Origin of the sequence: Paenibacillus sp. EKM206P, assembly GCF_011066155.1 — a bacterium.
Classification (GTDB): Bacteria; Bacillota; Bacilli; order Paenibacillales; family Paenibacillaceae; genus Paenibacillus; species Paenibacillus polymyxa_D.
In genome coordinates this window covers 636822-661556 of record NZ_JAAMNQ010000001.1, presented here as the reverse complement: position 1 = coordinate 661556, position 24735 = coordinate 636822, and the positions used below count along the sequence as shown (strand labels likewise).

At 45.3% G+C, this 24735-nt stretch carries 22 protein-coding genes; 4 read left to right on the top strand and 18 right to left on the bottom strand.

Annotated elements, in window-relative coordinates; all coding sequences use genetic code 11:
* Positions 1-13 precede the first annotated feature (13 nt).
* The 3 genes from G9G53_RS03205 to G9G53_RS03195 all read right to left on the bottom strand — a co-directional run bounded on the left by G9G53_RS03205 (position 14) and on the right by G9G53_RS03195 (position 4304).
* On the bottom strand, positions 14-715 hold the full coding sequence (locus tag G9G53_RS03205; protein ID WP_081317560.1) for an HAD family hydrolase: 702 nt from the start codon (positions 713-715) through the stop codon (positions 14-16).
* Between the two features lie 84 nt (positions 716-799).
* Complete coding sequence (locus G9G53_RS03200; protein ID WP_069011210.1) at positions 800-1462, bottom strand: class I SAM-dependent methyltransferase; 663 nt, start codon at positions 1460-1462, stop codon at positions 800-802.
* A gap of 25 nt (positions 1463-1487) precedes the next feature.
* Entirely contained in the window at positions 1488-4304 is a 2817-nt protein-coding gene (locus G9G53_RS03195) for a bifunctional glycosyltransferase/class I SAM-dependent methyltransferase (protein WP_165145273.1), read from the bottom strand.
* A gap of 429 nt (positions 4305-4733) precedes the next feature.
* Between G9G53_RS03195 and G9G53_RS03190 the strand changes: the two genes are divergently transcribed.
* Positions 4734-5804: a glycosyltransferase family 2 protein gene (locus G9G53_RS03190; protein ID WP_029516598.1), complete on the top strand. Its 1071-nt coding sequence runs from the start codon at positions 4734-4736 to the stop codon at positions 5802-5804.
* A gap of 249 nt (positions 5805-6053) precedes the next feature.
* Here the strand turns inward: G9G53_RS03190 and G9G53_RS03185 are convergent, their stop codons facing one another.
* The 7 genes from G9G53_RS03185 to G9G53_RS03155 all read right to left on the bottom strand — a co-directional run bounded on the left by G9G53_RS03185 (position 6054) and on the right by G9G53_RS03155 (position 12747).
* The gene (locus tag G9G53_RS03185; RefSeq protein WP_029516597.1) at positions 6054-6623 is read right to left on the bottom strand and encodes a manganese catalase family protein; all 570 of its coding nucleotides are present in this window, start codon (positions 6621-6623) and stop codon (positions 6054-6056) included.
* A 45-nt stretch (positions 6624-6668) separates the two neighbouring features.
* Complete coding sequence (locus G9G53_RS26700; RefSeq protein WP_029516596.1) at positions 6669-7118, bottom strand: spore coat protein CotJB; 450 nt, start codon at positions 7116-7118, stop codon at positions 6669-6671.
* Position 7119: 1 nt separating this feature from the next.
* A complete protein-coding gene (locus tag G9G53_RS03175) occupies positions 7120-7344 on the bottom strand; it encodes a spore coat associated protein CotJA (protein ID WP_029516595.1) in 225 nt (74 codons plus the stop codon).
* 240 nt (positions 7345-7584) lie between these two features.
* Positions 7585-8934: a hemolysin family protein gene (locus tag G9G53_RS03170; protein WP_029516594.1), complete on the bottom strand. Its 1350-nt coding sequence runs from the start codon at positions 8932-8934 to the stop codon at positions 7585-7587.
* A 16-nt stretch (positions 8935-8950) separates the two neighbouring features.
* Positions 8951-10081 (bottom strand): radical SAM/CxCxxxxC motif protein YfkAB, encoded by a 1131-nt coding sequence (gene yfkAB / locus G9G53_RS03165; RefSeq protein ID WP_029516593.1) that lies wholly within the window; start codon positions 10079-10081, stop codon positions 8951-8953.
* Between the two features lie 97 nt (positions 10082-10178).
* Positions 10179-11339: an HD-GYP domain-containing protein gene (locus G9G53_RS03160; protein ID WP_039269868.1), complete on the bottom strand. Its 1161-nt coding sequence runs from the start codon at positions 11337-11339 to the stop codon at positions 10179-10181.
* Complete coding sequence (locus G9G53_RS03155) at positions 11293-12747, bottom strand: bifunctional metallophosphatase/5'-nucleotidase (protein WP_029516591.1); 1455 nt, start codon at positions 12745-12747, stop codon at positions 11293-11295. The genes G9G53_RS03160 and G9G53_RS03155 overlap by 47 nt, the downstream gene beginning before the upstream one ends.
* A 317-nt stretch (positions 12748-13064) precedes the next feature.
* Between G9G53_RS03155 and G9G53_RS03150 the strand changes: the two genes are divergently transcribed.
* Positions 13065-14129 carry an HD-GYP domain-containing protein gene (locus G9G53_RS03150; RefSeq protein ID WP_165145270.1) on the top strand — a complete coding sequence of 355 codons (1065 nt, stop codon included), beginning with the start codon at positions 13065-13067 and terminating at the stop codon, positions 14127-14129.
* Positions 14130-14298: 169 nt separating this feature from the next.
* On the opposite strand, the gene G9G53_RS03145 is transcribed toward G9G53_RS03150, so the two are convergent.
* Positions 14299-15153 (bottom strand): manganese catalase family protein, encoded by an 855-nt coding sequence (locus G9G53_RS03145; RefSeq protein WP_029516589.1) that lies wholly within the window; start codon positions 15151-15153, stop codon positions 14299-14301.
* A 205-nt stretch (positions 15154-15358) separates the two neighbouring features.
* On the opposite strand from G9G53_RS03145, the gene G9G53_RS03140 reads away from it, so the two are divergent.
* Positions 15359-16198 carry a manganese catalase family protein gene (locus tag G9G53_RS03140; protein WP_029516588.1) on the top strand — a complete coding sequence of 280 codons (840 nt, stop codon included), beginning with the start codon at positions 15359-15361 and terminating at the stop codon, positions 16196-16198.
* Between the two features lie 324 nt (positions 16199-16522).
* On the opposite strand, the gene G9G53_RS03135 is transcribed toward G9G53_RS03140, so the two are convergent.
* The 7 genes from G9G53_RS03135 to G9G53_RS03105 form a co-directional block, all read right to left on the bottom strand.
* Positions 16523-16885 carry a YmaF family protein gene (locus G9G53_RS03135; RefSeq protein ID WP_029516587.1) on the bottom strand — a complete coding sequence of 121 codons (363 nt, stop codon included), beginning with the start codon at positions 16883-16885 and terminating at the stop codon, positions 16523-16525.
* 280 nt (positions 16886-17165) lie between these two features.
* Positions 17166-18563, bottom strand: a complete 1398-nt coding sequence (gene sufB, locus G9G53_RS03130; RefSeq protein ID WP_013309556.1) for a Fe-S cluster assembly protein SufB — start codon at positions 18561-18563, stop codon at positions 17166-17168.
* A 30-nt stretch (positions 18564-18593) separates the two neighbouring features.
* On the bottom strand, positions 18594-19016 hold the full coding sequence (sufU, locus tag G9G53_RS03125) for a Fe-S cluster assembly sulfur transfer protein SufU (RefSeq protein ID WP_165145267.1): 423 nt from the start codon (positions 19014-19016) through the stop codon (positions 18594-18596).
* Positions 19006-20229: a cysteine desulfurase gene (locus G9G53_RS03120; protein WP_165145264.1), complete on the bottom strand. Its 1224-nt coding sequence runs from the start codon at positions 20227-20229 to the stop codon at positions 19006-19008. The genes sufU and G9G53_RS03120 overlap by 11 nt, the downstream gene beginning before the upstream one ends.
* Positions 20226-21530 (bottom strand): Fe-S cluster assembly protein SufD, encoded by a 1305-nt coding sequence (gene sufD, locus G9G53_RS03115; RefSeq protein ID WP_025719242.1) that lies wholly within the window; start codon positions 21528-21530, stop codon positions 20226-20228. Before sufD ends, G9G53_RS03120 begins: the two co-directional genes overlap by 4 nt.
* Positions 21531-21553: 23 nt before the next feature.
* Entirely contained in the window at positions 21554-22336 is a 783-nt protein-coding gene (gene sufC / locus G9G53_RS03110) for a Fe-S cluster assembly ATPase SufC (protein WP_029516585.1), read from the bottom strand.
* A gap of 390 nt (positions 22337-22726) precedes the next feature.
* Positions 22727-23197, bottom strand: coding sequence for a Dps family protein (locus G9G53_RS03105; RefSeq protein WP_013309551.1), 471 nt, complete (start codon positions 23195-23197; stop codon positions 22727-22729).
* Between the two features lie 312 nt (positions 23198-23509).
* Here G9G53_RS03105 and mtnK point away from each other — a divergent pair, with 312 nt between their 5' ends.
* A complete protein-coding gene (gene mtnK / locus G9G53_RS03100; RefSeq protein WP_029516584.1) occupies positions 23510-24733 on the top strand; it encodes an S-methyl-5-thioribose kinase in 1224 nt (407 codons plus the stop codon).
* Positions 24734-24735: the final 2 nt, after the last annotated feature.

Genomic DNA, 24735 nt, shown 5'->3' with positions numbered 1-24735 from the left:
CTGTGTTTCACAGTTACTCAGCGTTTTTATAAAGTGTAAGCAGTTGCGTAAAGTCTGTAATAATCGCATCGGACCCCTTCAACTCATCGTCCACACCAAATCCCGCATAAGCGCAACCGATCACCGTCTGTCCGTTCTTTTTGCCTGCTTCCACATCTGAGGAACGATCTCCTACCATCCATACGTTCGAAATATCGTGCTTGCTCAATAGAATTTCCAGCAAATTCACTTTGGAAAGCGTGCTGTACTCCCCAGCGCTGTACAGTCCTTCAAAAATGGGAACCATTTCATACGCAGCAGCGATCCCCTTTACATAGTCCTCCAGACCGTTACTAGCTACGAACAATCGGACACCTTGCTCATGAAGGGCCTGGAGTGTTTCTTTTACTTGTGGATACAGGGCATGACTTCCGCTCTTCAATCCCTCCAGTTCCAGCTGAAGCAGCAGCTCGTCCGCTCTTCTATGGGCCGCTTCGCTGGCTTCCGGCATCACTCTTCTCCAGATTTCATCCAGCAGCATGCCCAAACTATTCAAAATAAGCTCCTCGGGAGGAGTCTCTCCTTCATAAAGCCCTTCGGCGCGCAGCGTATCAAACAGCTTGTGGTACGCAGGAAGCAATAGCGTCTCCGTCTGAAAAAGTGTACCGTCCATATCAAATACCATAGCCTCAGGTTTCTTCAACACAGGTGCATTGTTCATGTAGTTATCAGTCATTCCTTTCCTATGTAGGTTTACAACTCTAACCCCTCTCATGATAAGCAATAAGAGAGGTCCGTGTAAACCTCATTGCGCATACCGCTAACTCTTATATTTTTTTAAAACAGTCCTGAAACAATGCAAACCACCCCACATATCCGTGTGTAAGGCACCCCTTGGAAGGTTGAGATCCACACCATTCCAATACGAAAATCCCGCCTGCTCTATCCATTGCTCCATCGCTGATAGATCCACTGTAGGGTAATCAAACGTCAGCAGAAGCATTCCGTCATCGCGTATGGTCCGGTGAAATTCATGTAAGGCTGCCAAAGACTCCTCAGGTGTTAAATGTTCCAGCACTGAAATACATACAATTTTGTCAAAACTGGCATCCTCATAAGGCAGAGCTGTCAGATTGGCATGTGCGGAGTGGAGCCGAACCGGTAAAATCTCCTGAATGCGCTCGGCAGCCTCCTCTCCGATATCCCGCCGCACCTCGGCCAAAATGGCATCCACGGAAACGATCCGTATATCCAGATCGCAAGCATAGACCTGAGCGCAACGGCGGGCCAACTCAAATTTGAATGGATGTGGAATTCCACACGCTGCATCCAGCACCGAATCTTGACCGGACATAAATTGAAGACACCACTCATACTCATAGGGGCGACTCCACCAGCTTTGGGGGAGTCTGTAAATCATGCTGGAGGAGTTGGGGTCAGAATATACAAAAAATCGAGACAGATACGGGTCAGACATGTTCATGGATGCTGCCTCCTTTTGGAGAGATTTAAATTACTCTTGCAACACAGCACAGTTCATGACCCCGTTTCTCGCCTTGGAGTTTGGCCAACAATCCCATTTGCTCCGTAAAGGCAAGATCACCGTACAAAGGATGGGCTTGCAGCAAGGCATCCAAACCAGAGGGAAGCTGGCGGGTAAACATAGCCACCGAGCGCAATCCAGACTTTTCCAGTAAGAGCACCAGCGTATGCTCAGAATAATGATATAAATGATCTTCCTCAGTAAATAAAGGTGAATAAACACCATAAGCCTCATTGGTGAACGAGTTTTTGTTGGGCACTGTAATATATAACGTCCCGTCAGGTTGAAGCTGTTCGCGTAAATCTGTCAAAAATGCAACAGGGTCCGCAATATGCTCCAGCACATGCCAGCATGCTACGGCCTCGTATTTGTGATCCAGTGGTAATTCAGTATCTTCTTCTACTTCTTGTATTTCTTGTGCTTCATTCAATTCCTGCATATCACATGCTTCATCGGTTTGAGTATCTTCTTCGGTTTCCCCGTTCCAGTAACCCGGCAATAAATCCACGTCATATTTGTGTTTGGCGTAAGCACGCGAGTCTATGGAAGGTTCAATACCCACTGCATCCCAGCCGGCTTGAAGGGCAGCATGGATAAATTCTCCGGTACCTGATCCAATCTCAAGCAATTTTCCTTTACCGGAGCTGAACATATCCAGTAGCATGAGTCCAAAAAGGGCATGATCCCCATAAGTTGACGCTGCTGCACTATCCCGCATAGCAACCCAATCGGCATTATAAATCTCTGCAATCATATCCTCCGGCTGTATATGATCCACATCATTACGAAAAACCAAGCCACAGGAGCCGCACCCCATCAAGGTAAAGCGTTCATAGTTATGAAATACTCCCGTGTCAGACGAACCACACAGTTTGCATTTACTATAAAATACGTTCTTTGTTTCACTTTTAATTTGTAGACCGGAATTATTCATAACCTGGACACTTGAAATCTCGGCAACATCCATGGCGTTCACATCATGGGTAGCTTCATACTCTGGTGTAGTTTCTTTTTCTCCATTTATGTTGTCCTGATCTACCCAAAGCGTGAGTCGGGGGTTCGGGTCCAAAATAGATTCATATTGCTCTTTCCAGCCATAACGAGCACTTGGATCAAGCAACTGATATCGCTGAAATTTGGCCATGCGAATAGCAGGTGTACACCATCCCCAATGCTGGATGCGGTAGTTGCTGATTTCACTGGGAAGGTCAAGCACATTTTCCGGAAATCTCCCACAGTGCAAGGACTGCTCCTTCCATTTATAAGAGAACCCTTCCTTATATCGAATTAAAAAAGGACGGTAATATTGATGAGCCTGCCAATAATCATCATCGCGGTAATGCGTGGAATTCCACATATCAAACAACCTGAAACAAATCGTATCCGCTTTCGTTCCCGCTAACAAAGAATGTACCCCTTGAGCAAAACGGGATTCGAACATTTCGTCAGCATCCATATTTAATATCCATTCCGGAAAAGAAGCCAACGTCTCTCTCCACTGTTGCTTACGTAGTTCCAATTCATTGGTAAAAGAAGCTGTTTCATTGCGTATTAAACGTAATGGGATTCCCTTTAGGATCTCACGGCACAACTCTCCGCTATCATCCTGACTGCCATCATCAATAATGACCGCTTCATCAATATATTCCCGATGACTCCGCAACACGTCAATGAGTTTGCGATCTGCCTCATTGTATACCGTCATGGTCAGCGTCAATTTGGGTTTGGAGACAGGCGGCGTATGAAGTTCACTTTGTCGTGGACCAGGGAACGTTTGTGGTATAACAAAAGAATCTGCCGTGTACTTGGCAAAGACAGCTGACTCACGGAGGTCATACGGTATAACAGGAGGTTCAGGGAACTTAGAGGGACTTGATGATGCAGAAGGATTCAAGGCAGGCGAGTTAGTAGAAGTATCGGAGTGATTTAGATATGCTAAATGTTCTGATTGGTCCGTATGAACAGCGCTCGTTGTAAAATAATTTAGGGTGAATAGTAGCTGCTCTGCCTTCATTCTGTCCGCTTCCCGGTACAGATGCATCGCCGGATAGTGTGTATCCACAAAAAGTGGAAATCCAAATGCAGCTGCCCGAATACAGAAATGTCGATCTTCTCCCCAATAGGAAACGTTTTTGATTTTACCAAAGTGAATCCCTGCTTCCAGTGCACGTCTGCGGATTAGGGTGCAAGCGCCTAGCCCCCCCACTTCGTACAAACCAGGAACATGCAATTGGTGTATAAAATGCAACTCGCGTTGTGCTCGCTCCTCTGCCGACAACACTTCGCCTTCTTCACGATGGAACAAATTATATTCATCACTAACCCACACCTGAGGCAATAGAGGCCCCTCCGGCTGCCAGCGTGTCCAGAAAATCTCAGATACAATATCCTTCTCCGCCTCCACCAGCTTACATAAGGTACGGGAATGGAGAATCAGGTCTGAGTCGACTAAAAACAGCGCGTCATAATTATGCTGAAGTGCATAATCAATAAGACGATTTTTGAAGTCGGCCACTTTCCAGACGAGAGCTGGCGGCCAATAATGAGTGTGCTCATCACTTCGGTTCTCCACTTGCTGTGGACCTGTTAACAAGGGCAAAACCCTGCCCGGCAGCCGATTGGAAAAATCGGCAAGCCATTGGCTTGAAGTCGGATTGTCATTATCATCGACAAATAAATAATCGGGCAGCACATCAGGTGCCTCCAGTCGCTCTAAAGCTTGAAGAAATAAAGACAATATTTCCGGTTTCTGGTGCACCGGGCTACCGATTAGTATACGCATGATTCAACGCCTCCATCAGGCAGAAGCCTCATAACCGTTCCCCCTCCATATCCTAAGGCATACCATAATTGCAACCGAGCGATATGGGAGTGAGCGTAGTATGAATGGACTTGCACCTGGAAATATCAATGAAAACGACATCCATACAAAAATACAATCTTACCATCCAAACAACTACTCTTTTTCAGTTTTCCACCCGTTTTCTAACTACATTTAGCCATCAAATTTATTTCCCGGTCGCTTGATAATATCGAATTTCGCACAATCTCCTCCCCCTCATATCAGACTTTGATTTTCTAATTTATTAGAGCAAGACTGAATTTATGATTATCACCATCCTCTCAACGAGCCCTCGGAATTACTACATAATGAGCAAGCTATCCTAATAAAATGGAGATTATACCAAGTTTTTTGGGAGGGACAAAGAGCATGGTAACTGTCAGCTTATGTATGATTGTCAAAAATGAAGAAGAAGCCCTTCATACCTGTCTGAAATCAGTCCATGACCTGGTAGATGAAATCATTATCGTAGATACTGGTTCCACTGACAGTACTCAAGAGGTCGCTGCATCGTTCAATGCTCGGGTATACCATTTTGAATGGTGCGATGATTTCTCTGCAGCCCGCAATTATGCGTTTGATCAGGCAACGCAAGAATATCAATTTTGGCTGGACGCTGATGACATACTGGAAGAAAAAGACCGAATATCATTTCTCAACTGGAAGAAACAAGCCACCCTCTCCTATGACAGCATTACGATGGATTATGTGCTGTCTGTAGATGAACAAGGACAGCCGTTGTATAAGCTCAAAAGAAACCGAATTGTGCGGCGTGATCGAAGATTCAGATGGATCGGCTTTGTGCACGAATTCCTGCATGTGACTGGCAGCACCTTTCACAGTAATATAGCGGTGACTCATAAAAAGACACGTGCCTACACTGATCGTAATTTGCATATATATCTCAAGCATCGGGAGCAAGGCACTGCATTTTCTGAGCGAGATCACTACTACTTCGCAAATGAACTATATGATAACGGACGCATACTAGAAGCCATCCAGCAGTACGAGCACTATCTGGGACTCGATCAAGGATGGATTGAGGATCGGATTGCTGCTTGCTTTAAGCTAGCGGATTGCTACGCCCACCAGGGTCAAAAACAGGAGCAGCGTATGGCTCTGCTTCGCACACTTAACCTTGATGTACCACGCGCCCAGTTCTGCTGTGTCTTTGGCAATTTGTTGATTGAAGACGAACAGTATACTCAAGCCATTTACTGGTTTCACCAGGCAACGTTGATAGAGCCTCCACAAGATGTGATGGCCCTAACCAATTCGTCGTACTATACCTGGTTTCCACACTTGCAATTATGCCTGTGTTACGACCGAATCGGTGACATCGAAAAGGCAAAATCGCATCATCGCATAGCTCAGTTGCACCACCCTACTCATCCAAGTGTTTTATATAACGAGAAGTATTTCGCACAACTGAAGCAATAGGGATGAGAAAGACGCGCCGGGGAAAGGTCGTTCAATGTAGCCGACCTTAGTCATCATGCCGATATGTGCTCGGCACGATACCCGGCGGACAGCCTGCAATTTTTCGGGGCTTTTATTTTTACCCCCTCTTATATATAAATGCCCATTGCTGCTCCTCGGGAAGGACCATTTCATTAGCTTAGATTACTTCAAAAGAAAAAAAGTCTCCTGCAAGCTTAAGCTCACCAAGAGACCTCGTATATCATTTTATCAGAACACTTTCTTCCGGTCTCTTTCCCCCTTCAAAATTTCCACTGACTCACGGAAACGGAGCGAATGGATTATTTCACGTTCACGTAGAAACTTCAGACTATCTTGCAAATCCACATCGTCTGTCAGATCAATCAGCCACTGATATGTAGCTCGAGCCTTTTCCTCTGCCGCTATGTCCTCATATAGATCAGCAATAGGATCGCCTTTGGCTTGAATATAAGCCGCTGTAAAAGGAACTCCAGCAGCGTTTTGATAATATAGCGCATGGTCGTGTGCCGCATAATATTCACCCAGACCGGCAGCCTTCATTTGCTCCACGCTCGCATCCTTGGTCAGCTTATAAATCATAGTCGCAATCATCTCGAGATGCGCAAATTCCTCCGTGCCTATGTCGTTCAGTACACCAATCACCTTATCGGGAATCGTATATCGCTGATTCAAATAGCGCAATGCCGCTGCCAGCTCGCCATCCGCTCCACCATACTGCTCCATAAGCAGTTTGGCCATATGAGGATCACATTTGCTGACACGTACGGGATATTGCAATTTCTTCTCATATACCCACATTCATGTCCCCTCCTTTATAAAAGGTTGTTAAAAGGTTGTACCTGCCTAGACCTGCCACGGCCAAGGGGATTGACTCCACTCCCAAGGATACTTGGAATAGGCACGACCAAAATTTTGTAAAGGCCCATATAGCATCTGATACTCGTTAGCAATCGCCGTTCTTTCCTGCGTCAGCTTATTGAACTGCTCGATGGCCTGTAAATCATCTGGGTGCGTATTCAGATACAAATTCAGCTCCACCAACACAAAATCCACCGCTTGGAGCTTCTCCAGCAACGCATAAAACTGGGCATCCCCCGGCTTGGTTTGGGGCGTGCAGCCTTGGGTCGGGTTTCCGGCTTGACTATAGCCCTGAGTTTGGTTCTGATACTGGTTCTGGTATGGATACGGATTTGAATAAGGGCTTTGATATGGATTCGGCTGTTGCTGTCCACTCTCATGCTGATTTTGCTGCTGGAATTGGAATGGGGACTGACCCTGATTTGGATTCTCCATTCTATTCGCCTCCCCCCTGGTTTCTTCTAGGCTCATAAGGGCTGTAAAGCAAAGGCCATAGCGTTCCCTTCGTCAGCGCCTCATCTGGACTGAATTGCGGTAGACCAGGGGGCTGAAATTGCACAAACAAGTTTGGCGGAAGCACATAAGTCTTGCACAGAACGGGCGGACACGGATCGAACGGGCCGACAAACGGGGCATACTCACCTTGCTGTGGAAATTTCACGGGCCGGGACCTCCTTTGGTTGATCCATCTGCTTTACTATTCAACATATGCCGCATCGCCCAAGTCTCGAACAAAAAATCACAGATAAAAATAATTGTTCAAAAAAAATAACTATAAAACTGTTTCTAATCAAAAAGAACCTTTAAAACCACGGTAACGTGGATCTAAAGGTTCTTGCTTCAGCACACTATAATAACTTACATACCTGAACTGATCTTACCTATCTCTGTGGATCAGGACTCAATCGGTAGAAAGCTCATCTTCAATCACAGGCTCAGGCTTGCGGTGAATCTTCACTCTCATTATGCGAAGCCTTGTTGCTTCCTCCACCTCGAAGGTAAGGTTATAAAACTCAATTTTCTTCCCTTTCACCGGAATGCCTTCCAATTCCTTGAACAGCCATCCTCCGATGGAATCCACCTCGTCGTCTTCAATGTTTACTCCAGTCAAATCATTGACATCCTCAATGAGCATACGACCGTCCACAGAGATGAAGTTCTCCTTGATTTCCACGCTTGGGCGTTCATCCTCAAACTCATCATAGAGATCCCCGACGATTTCCTCCAAAATTTCCTCCGCTGTCAGCAGCCCGGCCGTTCCGCCGTATTCATCTACCACGAGAGTCATTTGGGAATGTTTTTTCTGCATAAGGCGTAGCACGTGACTCACTTCCATAGACTCCGGCACATTCAAAATAGGACGTACCACCGAAGCCAGATCCAGTTGTTCCCCCTGCTCAGCTAGCAGAAGATCCGTGATATGGACAAAACCGATAATCTGGTCTTTATCCTCAACCGCTACCGGGTAGCGGGAATGCTTGGTCTCGCTGATAATCTTGAGATTTTCCTTAAACGACAAATTCGTATACAAACAATCCATATCTGTACGCGGCAGCATGATTTCACGTGCAAGCAAGTCGGAAAAATCAAAAATATTATCCATCAGCTTAATTTCGTCCTTATCAATCACACCGCTTTTGGCGCTCTGATTCATCAATATACGAATCTCTTCCTCCGAATGAGCCGCTTCGGCTTCACTCGCCGGCTGAATCCCGAATGCACGCAACAGCAAGTTTGCCGCAGCATTCAATACCCAGATCACAGGTAGAAAGACCTTATAAAAAAGCAGCAAAGGCGCCGATAAAAACAACGCCACACCTTCAGTCTTCTGAATCGCTAAAGACTTGGGAGCCAATTCCCCCAATACAATATGCAAAAAGGTAATTACGCAAAATCCGACGACAACGGATATCGTTGTAATCAGGGTGCCGTCAGTTACACCGAGTTTGTGCATGAGTGGCTCTATCAGGTAGCCGGATATTGCTGGCTCTCCAATCCAACCCAAACCCAATGAAGCCAGCGTAATGCCCAATTGGGTGGCGGACAGATAAGCATCCAACCTTTGGTTCACCTTCAGCGCATAGCCTGCCAGGCGATGACCCTCGCTTTGGAGCTGCGTCAATCGGGATTGGCGCATTTTGACCAACGAAAATTCTGCGGCCACAAATACACCATTTAGAAAGACAAGCAGCAGTACCAAGAGGAGATTCACAGCTAGCAATCCCCAATGAAACTCGGTATGACCATCCAATACGAACTCCCCATTTCTATAGTTGTAATGCTTTTCTTGATTTAAAGTCTATTCCTTTGTAGTACATATCCGCTACGAGCAGGTTCGGTCCACAACAGGCAGCGGCATCACAATGACAGTTCACAGTCTGATTCAACGGATGCTCATTCAGCCATTCACCAAAAATATCGTCCAGACTGTCTTCCTGAATGTTGCCGAAAGCCGGAATGTCTGCAAAATCCGTCACATACACGCTACCCGTGAACATATTCACATTCACACGGTTTCTTCCGTCTGGATCATTACGCACCGTAATATTCGGTTCCTGACACAAGCGGCGAAGCAGTTTGCGATCTTCTTCCCGGTCCGAACAAGCAAAGAACGGTAATGTGCCAAACAACATCCACATGTCCTGATTACGTACATCCAGCAGCTTATGGATAGAGTTCCGCATGTCGTCGAGTGAAAGCACAGGCAAAGCAGAGGCAAAATTTGACGCATACATTGGATGAACCTCATGCCGTCGGCATCCCATTTCTTTGATCAACTGATGAATGCCCTCCAGCTTCGTGTGTGTCCGATAATTAATCATGGATTCAGCTGAAATGAACATTCCCATTTCACTTAATCTGCAGGCATTCTCGATCATTTTTTCATACAGGCGAACAGCACCCGCACGTGGGGTCGGCCGGCCTGTATTTGCAAAACCCACTTCATAAAAATCGTCCGCATTCAAATAGTTAAACGAAATATGCATCACATCTAGATAAGGAAGCATCTTCTCATATCTGCGAATATCTAACGTCAGATTGGAGTTGATTTGCGAGCGAATACCGCGCTCTTTGGCGTATTTCAACAGTGGAACGATCACTTCATCCACTGTTTTATCGAGCAAAGCAGGTTCCCCGCCTGTAATACTGATGGTCTCCAGATGCTCGACTTCATCCAGACGCTTCAGCATTAGGTCTAACGGAAGGAAAGGGGCCTCCTTCATAACCAGCATGTCGCCAACAGCGCAATGCTCACAGCGCATATTACACAGATGCGTTACGGTCATTTCCACACTCGTAAGCAAATGACGACCATGTGTACGCAATGAGACAATCGGGTCCCACGGATCATAGGTTGGCGATATTTGGGGTAGCGTGTTATTTTGTAGAACTGTCATTATGTTTTCACCTTATTTCTGTTATTAACCTCAAAAGACGTATAATTATCATATCATGATGTGTAAAGTGTCTGCATGCTTTCTTCCACATCATCTGCTAATCTACGTGTACTCCTCCGAAAGGGGCCACAGTAGCACCCAATGTATTTGTAATCATAACCGAGAGGGATATGGACAAATCCACATCATAAGGTGCTTTCACTTCCTGCCCATCCCGGTCCCTTACAATGCGAATGACGGGTCTTTGCGGGATTTTGGAATGTATACGCACCACGACCCCCTCTTCCCCCGTGTTGAGCACCACAGAGAGTCCCAAGGGGTAAATAGCCACACAGTCACGAAAGGCTTCTAGCATTCGCTGCTCATATAACGTTCCTGCCCCGGCGTACAGCACTTCCATCGCCTCATAAGGCAACAAAGCCTGCTTATATATCCGACTTGCTGTCATTGCGTCGTACGAGTCTGCCAGGCCGATCCATTTCGCATATTCGTGGATCTGGTCCTTTTTCCAACCGTGTGGGTATCCGCTGCCGTCAATACGCTCATGATGCTGTAATGCACAATGAGCCGACAACAAGGGAATTCCAGGTTCGTCTTTAAGCAGCTTGTAGCCGATCACCGTGTGTGTTTTCATATGCTCATATTCCTCTTCGGTCAATTTACCCGGCTTATAGAGTACTTGAGGTGAAATTTTCATTTTACCGATATCGTGCAGTAGTGAACCTATTCCCAACTCCATCAGCTGATTGTTATCGTAGCCGTTGGAAATTCCCAGTACAAGTGAATATAGACATACGTTCAAAGAATGATGATACAAATCCTGATCTGCGGCCCCAATATCCATCAACATAATGACGGCGTCCTGCCGGCCTCCAATATCGTCCAGAATAGATTCCATCACCTTATAAAATGACTTGCCAAAATATTTGTGCTTATGATCTACGGAGTAGGATGACAACCCTTGAAATTGCTTTTTGATTTCCTGTAGCGCCGCCGCCCTTGTCTGTTCATGGATCATCTCAGGAATGACGATATCTTCTGTCACAGCATCCTCAATGTATACATATCCAATACCGACTTGGCCTAGACGTTCAATCAATCGCGAAGTAAGCTCAACACCTTCCGAGAGCAGCACCATTCCATTTTCATTGTATATTTTTTTGCCCAGCTTCATGCCGGCTCTCAATAATGTAACAGGTACCAGTCGCAGCTTAATCCTCTCCCGATTGTTTTGATACCTGAAGCCACCTAGCTGCAAAACATTCTTCCATCGCGCCCGGACGCTTCAACTCCATTTCAATCAAATCCCGTAAAAATTCTGGAAGCATAAATCGGAGATCTGTTCCGTTCGCAAGCACCTCATAACCTGCTTTGAAAGTGAACATATCCAACGTGCCCACTGTGTATTCCTCATGCTCTTCCAAAGGTTGACCTGCTACACGAATGTCCGTTACTTTTTCATAAGGAGCACGGCCAGGGTCATACTGAATAGCCAAGCCTTCCACACACATCGTACCAAGCACTTTGCCTCTGAAGCCAAAGCCCGTCATAGGCTTGTCCGCAAATTCAGGCAGCAAGGACTGCTCCAGCGCCAACCGAATATCGCTCCCCCGCAACTTCATAACACAGGCATTAATCGGTGAAGGGCATAAGGAATGCAGGATTCCTTTACTGATATCCCCTTGAGGTAATGGGCCGAGCAGTTGTCCCGCATTGACGAGGGCAATTTCTGTTCCTGTAAAATGGGACACTGATTGTGCCAGCATATTCCCGAAAGGGGATTCCTGATCATATGCGATCTCCAGTTTCCGATCCGTCACAGCAATCGTGCTCTCCATGGCGCGCTCTGCTTGTCTGCGATGCACCACAATGGCCGATGCCACTTTTTCGTCCAGTATTGTCAGATCCACAGGAACTACACCGCCTGACGTGACTCGAAACGGTTCGAGGCTATTGTTACGACTTAGCGTCACTTCACCCAGCAGCGTTCCGAACTTACCCGCCCCACATAAAGCTGTTTTCCCGATCCAAAGCGGTTCCTCCAGCACATGATGGGTGTGACCTCCAAGGATAACGTCAATCTCAGGAAATTGCGACGCTAACTTTTTATCGGAAGGTAGGCCCAGGTGCGACATCACGACCAAAACATCAACCTGCTTTCTCAGTGCCGCGATCTGCTTCCCCAGCACATCAAACGGATTGAGCACATCCCAGCCCAGCAATTGATAATACTCTACAAAAGGAGCCGTCACACCAAGTAAACCGACCTTGATTCCTGCTTTGTCTACAATAAGGGATTCCTTCATCCACGCAGGACTCATCCCTGTGGCACACTCAGTCATATTGCCACATATGACCGGACAATGAATGCCCGCATATGCCTGTTCAATCATATCCGGGGTAAAAGTCAGTCCCTCATTATTACCGATCGTAATGGCATCATATCCTGTTAGATTCATCACATCCACATTTGCCCCACCTAGCGTTCCTTCCGTTTCGGGGGCCATCCGGTCCATGTGGTCTCCTATGTCAAGCACAAGTAGCGCATCCCCTAATGCAGCTCTTCGTTCATTAATCATCGCGGCTATCGAAGGCATACTGCCAAAATGACTATGAATATCATTGGTATGCAAAATGGTCAACGTTTGCCGAGTCGTCATCTCCATAACCGCCCTCCTCTATATTTTATATATCGACTTTGGAGCTTCTAATGTTTAAGCATATCATGTTATTTAGCAATATGGTACATATGGGTAGACATAGTCCTTAAGCTTCGCTGTAGTCTCTGGGCAATCTCATATTACAAACATAGTGAAAAGTATTGACGTTATCCACTGTAGGTATCTGATAGGAATTGGGTTCCTGGGACCTATTTTACAGCTTGGAATAATAGTAAATTAGTCGTTGTCATCCCATATAATTCTTGATATATTAAGTTTGTTTCGTATTTTCGACAAATTTACGACAATAAGGAGGTTAGCGCATGAGAGTACACGTTACCGATGCCAAGCCAGGAGATCGCCTCAAATCCGATACATACAATGGGCACGGTGTGCCTGTCATGGTTCAGGGCACCGAGCTACAGCATGACGATATTTCCAAGCTCATTATGCACGGTGTCGATTATATCGACATTGATGCCGGTTCTGCGAGCATTCCGGTTGACTTTGCCCCCGATGTTCCAGCTTCCCCCGAGTCCCTCAAACGTGCCGTTCCTCTCATGGAGCAGACGATCAGTGGCTTTGAAAGTATGTTTCTCGAAGCTTCCTCAACTGGCAAATTTGATGAATATCGAGTTGATGAGCTGTTCGGCCCTCTCGTTTCAGAGCTAGCTCGTCAAAAAGATGTCGTATCTCTGCTGTTAATTATGGAACGGGGAGATCACTATACCTATAATCATTCTCTCCAAGTAGGCGTACTGTCATATTACATTGCCACATGGCTTGGGTATACGGAAGAAGAAGCATATGCCGCCGGTAAAGCTGGATATTTACATGATATAGGCAAGTCCATGATACCCGATGAAATTTTGAACAAACCGGATAAACTGACACCTGAAGAATTTCATGAAATGAAGAAACATTCGCTATATGGCTATGATATTATTCGCAATTCAACCAGCGATGAGATTTCTGCAATTGTCGCCTTACAGCATCATGAGCGTGAAGATGGAAGTGGATATCCCCATGGTCTGTTCAAGGAAGAAATTCATCCTTTTGCCAGCATAACAGCTATTGCCGACGTGTATAGCGCGATGATTTCCAATCGTGTGTATCAGACGAAGCAGGAGCTACTCACCGTATTACGCGAGCTGCACAGCATGAGTTTTGGACATCTAAACCCAGAAGCTACCCAAGTGTTCATCAGACACATACTTCCTAATTTCATTAATAAGCAGGTTCTGTTGACTACAGGTCAGACAGGAACGATCATTCTGAACAATCCTGCTGATTACTTCAGACCCTTAGTAAGAATTAACGATGATGAATATGTAGATTTGTCTAGGGAACGCCATGTATCCATTGATGAAATTTATTTGGAATCCTGATCCGCTACTGCCTCCCGGCGTTACTTCGGTGGAACGAAATGTTTTGCCGAAGCACAGACTACGCGAATAAAAAGAGACTGTCCTTGATTCGTAGGTTCTTCTACGAAGGACAGCCTCTTTTTAAGTTACGGATATTAACCTTGTTACTATCTTTATTTATGGTTTAATCCTAAGTGGTAAGATCGTGTAGCCCTGGACTATGTTCATTAGGTAATTCAGGCATATACGGAAGAGGAAAACCCTCAGGAGGATCTATTACACTCAAATCCCCACCGTTTCTGCTTGGAGTTTGCCCATTGAATATTTCCCCAATACGGGTAGAATCCAATCGAAAATTAAACTGCGCATTGTGAAAGCCCATCTCAACATACTTCCGGCATTCTGGATACTTGTTAATATCGTAATTTGGAACCGGGAACAATTTTCCCCAATCAACTCCAAGTGTCTCTAATGCTTTGGCAAACGCGTTTTGATGAGCATTATCCCTCACAATCAAAAAAGCCAACGTTTCCCGGAATGTTTTGTTCGAGCTCATTTCGTAAATTCGGGATTTTTGCAGGACCCCTGTAGATTCGAGTACGAGATTATCAAGCAAATCACTAACCAGATTCCCGTGGGAATAAACATAACTACCTAGCCAAGGATTCCCACTTGCATCAACAGGTAAGGAACTTTGGGCTCCCATAATAAAATGATGAGGATTTGCGTGTTTTATCGCCTCATCTAAAGGAGCATGATCCATTCCCGCATCGCCGGCTTGGTCTGCGCCTGAGCCAGTCAGAAGTTGATTTATAGTATGTTGGACCAGTTCAACATGACTAAGCTCCTCTAGAAAAACTCCTCGTATCAAATCCCTGTACTGCACAGCATTACCACGAAAATTATTACTTTGAAAGAAAAACTGCATCATAGTACGCATTTCTCCGAATCGACCACCTAACACTTCTTGAATCACTTTAGCAGCAGCAGGATCGGGCTTATCGGGTACTATTAAGTTAATTAAATCTTCTTTATAAAAATACAATTCAAATCCCCTCCTTAGACTCTTCATTTTAAAGTGAAACATAGGCTTCCCTCTTTAATAATTTATATACAAACCAAACAAACAGAAAGTTAAATATAAAGACCCGTATCGATTTTTGTGATGCTGCTCCTCGTTTTATTACATCTTGAAAAGGTTAAATACAGTTAGAATTCACTAAGTTGCTTTAGCTATAGGAGGAGTATATATGTTTAGACATCAAAAAGAGTTGCAGTTTGAAGTGAAAGTAGAGCGTCCTGATCCTCTTTTTGCCCGGCAGGTACAAGAAGTTTTGGGAGGGCAATTTGGAGAAATGACCGTGATGATGCAATATTTATTTCAAGGGTTTAACTGTCGCGGTGATGAAAAATATAAAGATATGCTGATGGATATTGGAACTGAAGAAGTAGGGCATGTGGAGATGCTGTGTGCTTTAATTAGTCAACTACTTGATGGAGCTAAACCAGAAGATCAAGAACAAGCTGCAAAAGACCCTGTTACAGCTGCCATAATGGGGGGAATTAACCCACAGCACTTGCTGGTCAGCGGTCTAGGCGGATTGCCTACTAATTCAAATGGAGTTCCATGGAACGGTTCTTATATCGTCGCAAGTGGCAACCTTTTGGCGGATATGCGATCCAATTTGCACGCAGAGAGTCAGGGTCGATTGCAGGTAGCAAGGCTATATCATATGACACAAGATGAAAGCGTCAGAGCTACACTACGGAAAATGCTAGCGCGTGACCGCTATCACCAGTATCAGTGGATGGCGGCAATCCAAGAATTAGAAGAGAAAAACGGTGTTGTGGTCCCGGCTTCTTTTCCTCCTGAGGCAGAGCAAGAGTCTCAGCCTGAAGCTTATGAGTTTTGGAATTTGTCTGAGGGCGAAGAATCTAGTGAAGGTTTGTGGGCAACAGGAAGTGCGCCGGATGGAACCGGGAGCTATGTATACATCTCAAAACCTGTTGCCAAAGGACAAATCTATAATGCCAAAATACCAGCAACCGAGTTACATCATGACTTAGACCATAAAACTTCAGATAAATAAACAAGTGGCAGACGAGCTGTCCCAACATTAAAGATTGCTTATTGGTGACACTGACCATAAAAATAAAACAAAAAATATATACTTAAAATTCGAATAAGGCGGCTTATCATAAGGCATAAAATCATAGCCGGTCATAAATCATGAAGTACAGAATTAATGTAAGACTAAAAGCCCTGCCGACCAATTATGGTTAGCAGAGCTTTTTGATTTATTTCGAGTAATTTACACATCACTGAAAAATCGAAGTCGATGCTCTCATTCTGTATGAGCAGATGTCTATAACAATCATTTGTGTTACCTCAGCTTCGGTCAAACCACCGTTCATTAAATAAGAGGTGCCTGAATCAATGTTGCAAAATTAAACTGGTGTACATGACCATCATTTAATGTAGTTTGGCCCGTAACAAAATGTACATGCTTACCATTTCCGACTGGAATAGCGGGCCCTGTTCTAATCCTTCTCAGATTATGAAAATGGTTCACGAAATCAGTTTTGGTAAGATCAATTTCATGGACATGACTTCTTCCAACTCGAATCGCTTGCCCAGTAACACCTGCAAAGCGGTGGTTATGTCGGTCTGCACCTTCTTCGGCCAGTTTGGTGCTACCTTCAAATTCATGTACATGTCTCTGTGTCTGCTTAGAAGAGAGGGTTTTCTTCTTCACTCCAGCTTTATTCTTCTGCATCTGTTGGCATGCCTCCTTATGTTTATGTCACTCACAACATCCTATTAAGCAAACATACATAAGTGCTAGGCAACTATCTGCAGTCCTAAGCATAATTTTTTTTGTAGTAGAAGAAGGCTTATGGACTTAGGTATCATAGTAAAAAACAAAAGAAGACGAACTTAAAAAGTTCGTCTCCTATACTAGCAGGAAATCCGAATCGGCATAAAATCGGCACGACTCGGATTTAACAAGCTTTAGAATACCTCAAGAGCCTTGACATACCAAGGGTTACTGCGTTTTAACCGATACTACCTTCCATCTCGAACTTGATCAAACGATTCATCTCTACCGCATATTCCATCGGCAGTTCTTTTGTGAATGGCTCAATAAAGCCCATAACGATCATTTGCGTTGCCTCTGCTTCAGTCAAACCACGGCTCATCAGATAGAACAGCTGATCTTCCGATACCTTGGAAACCGTTGCTTCGTGCTCAAGCGTGATGTCATCATTCATGATTTCATTATAAGGAATAGTATCTGAGGTTGATTGATTATCCAAAATCAACGTATCACACTTGATATTGGATTTTGCACCTTGAGCCTGACGACCGAATGAAGCTAATCCGCGATACGTTACTTTACCGCCGTGCTTACTGATCGACTTGGATACAATGGTGGACGTGGTGTCTGGTGCTAAGTGGATCATTTTCGCACCTGCATCCTGATGCTGGCCTTTGCCTGCAACAGCGATGGACAAGACCATCCCTTTCGCTCCACGGCCCTTCAATACAACGGCTGGATACTTCATCGTCAACTTGGAACCGATGTTACCATCGACCCATTCCATCGTTGCATTTTCTTCTGCAACCGCACGTTTGGTTACCAGGTTATAGATGTTTGGTGCCCAGTTCTGGATCGTCGTATAACGAACGCGTGCGTTCTTCTTACAAATAATTTCGACTACGGCACTATGCAGCGAGTTCGTGCTGTAAATCGGAGCCGTACAGCCTTCTACATAGTGCACAAAGCTGTCTTCGTCAGCAATTATGAGCGTACGCTCAAATTGACCCATGTTTTCCGAGTTGATACGGAAGTAAGCCTGCAATGGAACTTCACATTTCACACCTTTTGGTACATAGATGAAGCTCCCGCCTGACCATACCGCACTGTTCAGTGCTGCAAACTTATTGTCCGCAGGAGGTACAACTGTTGCAAAATACTCTTTCAGAATCTCAGGATGCTCACGCAACGCCGTATCGGTATCCATGAAAATAACGCCCTGATCTTCCAGTTCCTTTTGCATACTGTGGTAGACAACCTCGGATTCATACTGTGCGGATACACCAGCCAAAAACTTTTGCTCCGCCTCGGGAATACCCAGTTTATCAAAGGTTTCTTTAATTTCCGTAGGAACCTCTTCCCACGTCTTCCCTTGTTTCTCGGAAGGTCTTACATAGTACTGGATATCGTTGAAATCCAGTTCATCCATATCTCCGCCCCAGTTTGGCATTGGCATTTTTTCAAACTGCTTCAGTGCCTTCAGACGGAACTCCAGCATCCATTCTGGCTCATCCTTAATTTTGGAGATTTCCTTTACGATTTCCGGAGTGAGACCCTTACCTGTTTGGAAAATGGACTTGTGCTCGTCACGAAAGCCGTATTTATACTCTTCCATTTCCGGTGCTTTCTTGGCCATGTTTCTCAAACCTCCTCTGTTCTATTTAAATTATTTATCTTCATCAATCCCTTTGCGCAGCGCGTTCCAAGCCAGTATCGCACATTTGATGCGGGCCGGGAACTTATTTACGCCTGACAAAGCTTCCAATTCTTCATAATCATCAAATTCGACGGCTTCCCCCTTCATTAAAGAAGAGAAGCGGCTTGCCATATCCAATGCCTGATCAATCGTTTTTCCTTTGACTGCTTCTGTCATCATCGAAGCTGAGGACATACTAATCGAGCAGCCTTCACCAGTAAAACGGGCATCTTCGACCACGCCGTCTTTCGTTTTGAGTTGAAGGGAAATCCGGTCACCACACGTAGGATTATTCAAATCCACCGTAACGGCATCATCCTCAAAACGTCCGCGATTGCGCGGATTTTTATAATGATCCATAATCACGCGTCGGTACAAGTCATCAAGTTGCATCGCCAAAATACTCCTTTGTTTGGATTAAGGCGCTGACCAGAGCGTCGACTTCTTCTTCCGTGTTATAGAGATAAAAGCTGGCACGTGCAGTTGCACTGGCTTTCAGCCAGCGCATCAATGGCTGGCAGCAATGATGTCCCGCACGTACAGCCACCCCTTTGCTATCCAGTACAGTAGCTACATCATGCGGATGCACATCATCCAGGTTGAATGTTACGAGCCCAACATGACGTTCTGCCGGTCCGTATATCGTCAACCCCTCCACTTCACGGAGACGTTTGAGGGCATAGTTGGACAAACGGCTCTCATGCTGTGCAATGGCGTCCATTCCGATGCTTTCCAGAAAATCAATAGCAGCTCCCAAACCAACAGCTCCAGCGATAATCGGAGTTCCACCTTCGAATTTCCAAGGCAGCTCCTTCCATGTGGATTCATACAATCCCACATCGTCGATCATTTCCCCGCCGAACTCAATGGGCTCCATATTTTCCAGCAGCGCCTTCTTGCCGTACAGTGCCCCGATCCCAGTAGGCGCACACATTTTGTGACCCGAAAAGGCATAAAAGTCAGCATCGATGTCTTGCACGTCTACTTTCATATGTGGTGTGCTTTGTGCACCGTCTATAACGATAACTGCGCCTGTGCGATGCGCAATAGCTGCAATCTCTTTGACAGGGTTCACAACACCAAGCACATTGGAGACATGCGCAATCGCTACAATTTTGGTGTTTTCTGTAATAGTATTCTCCACATCAGCAAGATCAACGCTACCATCCTCTTGAAGTGGAATATATTTTAAAGTTGCGCCTGTGGCTTTGGCTACCTGTTGCCACGGGATCAGATTACTGTGATGCTCCATTTGTGTGATGACAATTTCATCACCCTCCTTACAGTTAGCTCTACCATAAGAAGAAGCCACCAGATTCAGCGCCGTTGTTGTTCCGCGTGTAAAAATAATTTCCTGACTGCGCTTGGCATTCAGAAAGCGAGCTACCTTCTCCCTCGCACCTTCATAAGCATCCGTCGCCCGGCTACCCAAGGTATGCACACCACGGTGAACATTTGAGTTATCATATTCGTAGTAGTGCTTGATCGCCTCGATGACCGCCAGCGGTTTTTGCGAAGTAGCCGCATTATCCAAATAAACCAGCGGATGACCGTTAATCTCCTGATGTAAAATCGGGAATTGTTCACGGATCAATGCAGTATTCATTGGCCTAACTTCCTTTCAACAAGGCTTTGCAGCTGATGTTGAAGTCCTTCGAGCGGAATCTCAGATACGACAGGTGCCAAGAAGCCATAAATAATCAGACGCTCAGCTTCTGCCCGGCTAATTCCGCGGGACATCAAGTAATACACTTGTTCACGGTTAACCTGACCAACCGATGCTGCGTGACCTGCTGTTACATCATCTTCATCAATCAGCAGGATTGGGTTAGCGTCACCACGCGCTTTCGGGCTGAGCATCAGAACACGTTCTGTTTGCTGACCATCTGCTTTGGTAGCACCTTTTTCAATTTTTGTAATTCCGTTAATGATGGAAGACGCTTCTTCACGCATCACTGCGCGCGTTATCATCTGACTAGCGGAATTTTTGCCGAAATGCTGTGCTTGTGTCGTATAGTTCAGCTTTTGTGAGCCGGAACCTACAGCAATGATCTTGGCATCCGAATTGGAGCCATTGCCTTTGAGCACGGACATGGTATTGCTTGCTGTATTGCCGTTGTTCATTTCGCCCACAATCCATTCGATAGCTGCGTCATTTCCCAACGTGGCACGACGAATTGAAATATCCGTTACTTGCTCTCCAAACTGATGGACTGTCGCATAGCGAACTTTAGCCCCAGCATTTGCAACAACTTCTACCGCACCGTTATGAAGAACAGGTGCCGCCAAATCCGCAGATACATAGTTGTCTACGTACGTCACGGAACTATGACTTTCGACAATAAGCAGCACATGCGGCGCAAACGTTGCAGTCGCATCGTCTGTCAGGAATACAGCTTGAAGCGGAACGTTCAGTTCTACATTTTTAGGCACATAAGCAAATACTCCACCGTTCCAGAGTGCTGCGTGCAATGCAGATAATGAATTCTCTTCTGCCTTAATCACTGTGTTCAGATGAGCTTTAACCAAATCAGCATGCTCTTTAACCGCTGTTTGTAAATCCGTGAAAATGACGCCTTGCGCCGCCAATTCCTCACTCAGCTTCACATATACCGCACCGGAGTTGCGCTGAATAATCAGACCGCCCTCCTGTTGCTCTTTAACCAGATCAGCAATGGCTGCAGGAACCTGCCCTACCGATGCAATGACCTCGCTCTGTTTATGTTGACCGTAATCGTTTAATTTCCAACGTTCGATTTTTGTTTTTTCAAATACCGGAAGCTCCAGTTTGCCTGCAAGCTCAAGTGCTTTTTGTCTGTCTTCAGCCAGCCAAGATGGTTCGCCGTTACGTTCGGACAGAACACGCAGTTGCTCGGAATCTACCGGAAGGATTGTTTGTGTAGTCATTAGTTTTCCTCCTCGCTTCCGGCTTACGCCTCTTGTCCTACAGTTTCATCAACGATACCCAGCTCTTCCTTGATCCAGTCGTAACCGTCTGCTTCCAGACGCTCAGCAAGCTCAGGACCCCCGGATTTAACGATACGTCCTTGCATCATCACGTGTACATAATCTGGTTTAACGTAGTTTAACAGACGTTGGTAGTGAGTAATCACGAGGAAACCACGATCTTCGGAACGCATAGCGTTCACACCGTTAGCCACGATTCTCAAAGCATCGATATCCAGACCGGAGTCGATTTCATCAAGAATGACAATTTTCGGATCAATCATCATCATTTGCAAAATTTCATTCCGTTTTTTCTCACCACCAGAGAAGCCTTCGTTCAGGTAACGGTGAGCAAACTCAGGGTTCATTTCAAGCTCTTTCATTTTGCTTTCCATTTGACGGATAAACTTAATCAAGGAGATTTCTTGTCCTTCTTCACGGCGCGCGTTGATCGCACTACGCAAAAAGTCGGAGTTCGTTACCCCTGCAATTTCACTCGGGTACTGCATCGCCAAGAACAATCCTGCACGTGCACGCTCATCCACTTCCATATCCAGCACGTCTTCTCCATCCAAAGTTACTTTACCATCTGTGACTTCATATTTTGGATGACCCATCAAAGCAGACGCAAGTGTACTTTTACCCGTACCGTTAGGACCCATGATGGCATGGATTTCTCCGCCCTTCATTTCGAGGTTAATACCTTTCAAAATTTCCTTGCCTTCAATGGTCGCTTTGAGACCTTCAATCTTAAAGTTTGTAGCCATATTCGCAATACCCTCCAAAAAATGTAGTGTGGTGTCGAAATCAGAAAGTATATTTAAACAGGGGAGCCCCCTGATTTCAAGTAATATTTAAAAATTTATTTATAATCATTCTAAACTGATTCTCAATGATTCTCAAGTTATTTTATAATAAATATCTTGAAGGGTGCAACCAACAGACACACGTTATCCAACTTTCTTCATAAAATGTTCACCCTACCAAGCACACAAATGGCAAAATACATCCTGCGAATGTTTATATAATTATAAATTTGTACAAAAAACACGAGGTACATGATCTCTTTTCAGCCATAAAAACGCTACTGACAGCATCACGTCAGTAGCGTTTTACATGTAAAAAGTTTATTTCAAAGCGTAATCCCATCACTACAATTAGCCCAAATAAGAGCGAAGCATCCACATATGTTTCTCCAGATCCGCTTTATAGCCGATCAGCAAATCTGCAGTTGGCTGGTCGGAATTGCTTTCCGCCAGTTCAATACCTTCCTGAAACTCCTCGCATACCGTTGCAAAATCCTCGATCAAGGTTTGTACCATCTTGGGAGCATCTTCGTTGCCGGTTGCTTCCTGAATCGACGACAGCTCCAGGTACTCCTTCAATGTTGCGGAAGGTGAACCTTTCAACGCGAGCAAACGCTCGGCGATCTCATCCATTTTCAATGTCACTTCATTGTATAACTCTTCAAATTTAACATGGAGTGTGTAGAAACTGGAGCCTTTCACATACCAGTGATAGTTATGAATTTTTACATATAACACATTGAGGTTAGCGACTTGACGGTTTAAAAGTTCCTCCACCGATTTGGTTTGCGTATTTTTCGAGTTACTTGTTGTTTTAGCCATCATAAATCCCTTCCTTTTTCATCAAATTGATTTTCAGGAACGTTTACGTATCCATCACCGTCATTGCTGACGGTAAGACGCCAGCGGGCATCCTAATCACCTGCCGGACGTCTGTTTCATACTTACCCTCTCTATACGGAAACGAAACAAAAAGAAGAGTTCTCCTTTCTCCCTCTTTCGATCCTCCATAAAAAAAATGTACAAAACTTCAATGATTTTCGTTATACTTTCTCTATCCTATCAAAATACTTGGTTTAATATTGTGATATTCCCAGACTATTTACATGTGCACAATTTATGGAGGTGACTTCGTTGTCCCAATATCATCCTTTAACGACTGAAGAAGCAATCGAATTCGTGAAGAACATCCCCGGATTTTTTAGTCAGGAAGCTCGTCTGGAATGCCGGGAAATCGGTGATGGTAACCTAAATCTGGTTTTTCATATTACGGATTCTGAATCTAACAAGAGTATCATTGCCAAGCAGGCACTTCCTTATGTAAAAATTGTGGGTGAATCCTGGCCGCTCTCACTGGATCGTGCCCGTATTGAACGCGAGGCCCTTCAGCAGGAGCACCACATTTGCCCCGAATTGGTTCCTGCGATACTGGCGTATGACGATGAGCTTGCATTGACCGTGATGGAGGATCTTAGCTCCCACACCATCATGCGCAAGGGGCTAATAGAAGGAAACACATATCCATATTTCGCTAATCATATTGGGGAGTTTCTGGCACGCACGCTCTTCTTCACCTCAGATTTGGGCATGAATCAGCAGGATAAAAAAGACCTAGTCAAACGTTTTATCAACCCGGATCTCTGCAAAATAACTGAGGATCTGATTCTGGATGAACCGTATCGGTTCTCAGATAATAACAACTATGGTGCGTACATCGAAGACGAAGCAGAGGCACTCCGTACAGATCAAGCGCTTCATCTGGAAGTGGCTTTGCTGCGAGAAAAGTTTTTGACACGAACCGAAGCGCTTCTGCACGGTGACCTTCATACTGGTAGCATTTTTGTAACGACCGAATCGACTAAAGTCATTGATCCTGAATTTGCCTACTACGGACCCATGGGCTTTGATATCGGAGCGGTGATCGCCAATCTGCTGTTGAACTACGCTGCACAGCCCGGATGGACCTCTGGTGAGACGGCTCTAAAAGAAAGGCGCGACTGGGTTCTGGAGACTGCCATTCAGGTATGGGAGCAGTTTGAGCGTAGGTTCCGCAAACTGTGGGACGAGCATGTCACCGATCATATGGCACGTACAGCGGGATATCAGGACTTGTATCTCCAGAAAGTACTGCAAGATACGATTGGTTTTGCAGGGTGCAAAGTGATCCGCCGTATCATCAGCCTGTCGCATGTGGCAGATATCGAGACAATAGCCGATCCTGACCTCAAGGAAGCTGCGGAACGTCTGGCGTTATCTATCGGTAAATCCTTGGTTCTTCGCAATCGCGGGCTTCATTCGATTCGGGAACTGGGAGACATTGTTCGGACAGCAACAGCTGCCCAAACTAAAGGAGCTTAATG